The 2774-nt window shown below is 46.9% G+C and carries 3 protein-coding genes; all 3 read right to left on the bottom strand.

Going from position 1 to position 2774, the window contains the following annotated elements; all coding sequences use genetic code 11:
* Nucleotides 1–91 precede the first annotated feature (91 nt).
* The 3 genes from tnpC to tnpA all read right to left on the bottom strand — a co-directional run bounded on the left by tnpC (nt 92) and on the right by tnpA (nt 2641).
* A complete protein-coding gene (gene tnpC, locus NFR99_RS15030) occupies nt 92–1750 on the bottom strand; it encodes an IS66 family transposase (protein ID WP_251354054.1) in 1659 nt (552 codons plus the stop codon).
* Nucleotides 1751–1868: 118 nt separating this feature from the next.
* On the bottom strand, nt 1869–2222 hold the full coding sequence (gene tnpB, locus NFR99_RS15025; RefSeq protein WP_120487282.1) for an IS66 family insertion sequence element accessory protein TnpB: 354 nt from the start codon (nt 2220–2222) through the stop codon (nt 1869–1871).
* On the bottom strand, nt 2216–2641 hold the full coding sequence (gene tnpA / locus NFR99_RS15020) for an IS66 family insertion sequence element accessory protein TnpA (RefSeq protein ID WP_120487280.1): 426 nt from the start codon (nt 2639–2641) through the stop codon (nt 2216–2218). The genes tnpB and tnpA overlap by 7 nt, the downstream gene beginning before the upstream one ends.
* Between the last annotated feature and the right edge of the window lie 133 nt (nt 2642–2774).

Below are 2774 nucleotides of genomic sequence, written 5' to 3'. Positions count from 1 at the left end.
GTAAGCGCTTAATTTTCAGCCGTTGCTAAAGTAAAAATGCCCCAGTTATTTTCGGCAACTGAAGCACATTGATAATTCACATATATTTTAATCATTCCTGATTTTTCTGACACTCGATCCGGCGCTGAATTTCCGCTTTTACATTTTCATTCCAAGGAGCGAGCTGTTCCAGTTCTTCATCCGTCATCTGATCGTTCGGCTGATGCTCGAACAGGAAGGTAAGATAGTGGTAAACATTTACTTTGTTTGCCTTGGCCATTTCTGCCATTGTGTAGGCCATGGCGCTTGCCTGGGCTCCGGCCGGCGTATCACAGAACAGCCACCCTTTTCTCCCGACTACAAATGGACGGATAGAATTCTCACTCAAATTGTTCGAAAAACTGCATCGTCCATCTTCCAGATAGGTCATAAGATGTTCTTTTCGATTCCGGATATAAGTCACTGCTTTGTCCAGACGTGAGCTGCGGACCGGGGTCTGCTTTTCAAGCCACGACAAAAAGCCTTCAATGATTGGCTTTTCATGGGTGAGCCGGGCTTCCTTGATGGCATCGAACGTTTTATGTTTTTGACGGATCTTGTCCTCTTTCTCAAAAAGCCGGTTGATATACATGACTCCCTGCACCGAGGGCTGTGTATAATCCAGTTGTTTTCCTTTCGGGATCGCATCGATCAGATATCTGCGGATATGTGCCCAACAGGCGAGCCGTTTTGCGGCAGATACTTTATTGTAACCGCTGTATCCGTCACACATCAGATATCCCTGAAACCCATTGAGGAAATCTGCTGCCGTATCACCTGCACGTGTTTCGGAATACTTGTAGATGACGATCGGATGATCTCCGTCTTCGCCGCTGCGAAACAGCCACATATATGACTTTGTCTGCGCGCGGCGTTCCGGCTCATGCAATACCTGGACAGGAGTTTCATCTGCCATTGCAAAGTTTCTCGCCAGCAGTTTCCGGTGAAAATACTCGTACATCGGAGCAAAGAACGCCTCTGTATTTTTGATCACCCAGTTTGCCAGCGTTGCACGACTGATTTTTGCGCCTAAGCGCCCAAGATCCTGTTCGATCCGGTATAAAGGCATCCCGTTACAGTACTTCTGGTAAACAACCCATGCCACCGTGGAGGCAGAAGCCATTCCGTACATCATATGGGCTTTTCCGTCCTTGCCTTTGATGATCGCAGGAGTGATTCCGTGCTCCTTACAGTTTTTGCATCCATAGTTTACACTGTAGTATTCAATAACAATCGCTTTTGCCGGAATGATCTTTAATTCGCGGCGTACAAACTCTGTGCCGATCTGATCCATTTGTTTTCCGCACTTACTACAGATACGTTCTTCCTCGGATGGTTCGAGAAAGACCTTTTTTACGGGAATGCCTTTAAAACGTTCCTCATTTGAAGAACGTCTCTTCTTTACTTTGTTTTCCGGTAATTCTGATTCGGGTGGTTTCGTGGCGGCACGCACATCAGACGCTTCGACAGCTGGATCCATCTCAGATTCAGCTTCATTAAAGAGGTTCATCTGTCCGGGAATGTCGCAGGCACCTTTTTCACTGGAAGAGCCAAACAACTTCTTCGTAAGATAATCCACCTGCTCCTTGAAGTTGTCGCGCTCCCGCTGGAGCACAGCTTTCTCTTTTTGGGTCTCTTCAAGTGCATTTCGGAGAAGCTTGTTGGTTTCCCGGAGTTCACTAAGAAGATCTTTTAATTCCCGCATCTGGATGTCTTTTGCGTTCTGGGCCACTGTTTTTTCACCTCTTTTCTGGTATCTATTTTACCAGAAAATCAGACTGATTTACAGGAATACAGAGCCTGAAAAGTGCCGAAAATAAAGGAAAAACGGCATTTTTACTGTGCACTTTTCAGCGCTGCCCAGAGGTTGCTTTTATTGCCTTTGGCTGATCAATGTCGATGCCGGACATGAGCCAGTCAAACTCCCTCCAGGACAGATTCCTGACTTCGGATCTGTCCCTTGGCCACCGGTAACGCCCCTGTACAGTCAGCTTCTTATAGATCAATACCATGCCATCCGGTTCTTTAAGGAGCGCTTTGATCCTGTCGCATTTCCGTCCACAGAACAGATAGAGCGCGTTCAGGTTCTCATTGGCAGGGAACTGTTCCTGGACCAGAGCGCATAAACCATCGATAGATTTTCTCATGTCAGTATACCCGGTCACGATATAGATAGCATCGACACCGGAGATATCCGCTAACATTGATCTGCACGCAGCATCCGGATGATCTGCTGCAGAAGGAACGGATCTGCCGAATTGCTGACTTTAAGGGAAACATTATCCATCATAAGCTCAATCGTATGTGAATTGTCAAGGTGCGGCGCAGGACACATCTGCTTTGCAGGTGGAACTGCTTCCGGATAAGGATCCGGACATATATCAATCTGGACTGCCTCCTGCTTGCTGGAAGAAGTAAGATCCAGTGCATATGCTCTTCTATTAGAAGAAAGAGGAATGTCGCATGCGCTTTTTCTAAGGCGTTTTACCGCGTTGTAGAAAGAGCTGACTAAAATGCCATGCTGTTCGCACCAGGCACGGTCGCTCAGACCGCTGTTCCGACATTCCTGGATCAATTGAAACCACTCATCCTGTGAGCGGCGGTTTGCTCTGGGCTGGGTCATAGAGTGCCTCCATAATGTAGTAAATTTCTAACAGTAGGGTTATTGTTGAAAGAGCAAGTAGCAAAAATCTACTCTCTACTATTATGGGGCAACAAATGGGGCTATTCAAGCCGCCCAACATTTAGGCGCTTAC

It is taken from the genome of Hominisplanchenecus murintestinalis, assembly GCF_943193015.1.
GTDB classification, from domain to species: domain Bacteria; phylum Bacillota; class Clostridia; order Lachnospirales; family Lachnospiraceae; genus Hominisplanchenecus_A; species Hominisplanchenecus_A murintestinalis.
The sequence above is the reverse complement of the archived record's forward strand: the minus strand, read 5'-3'. Positions and strand labels throughout refer to the sequence as shown.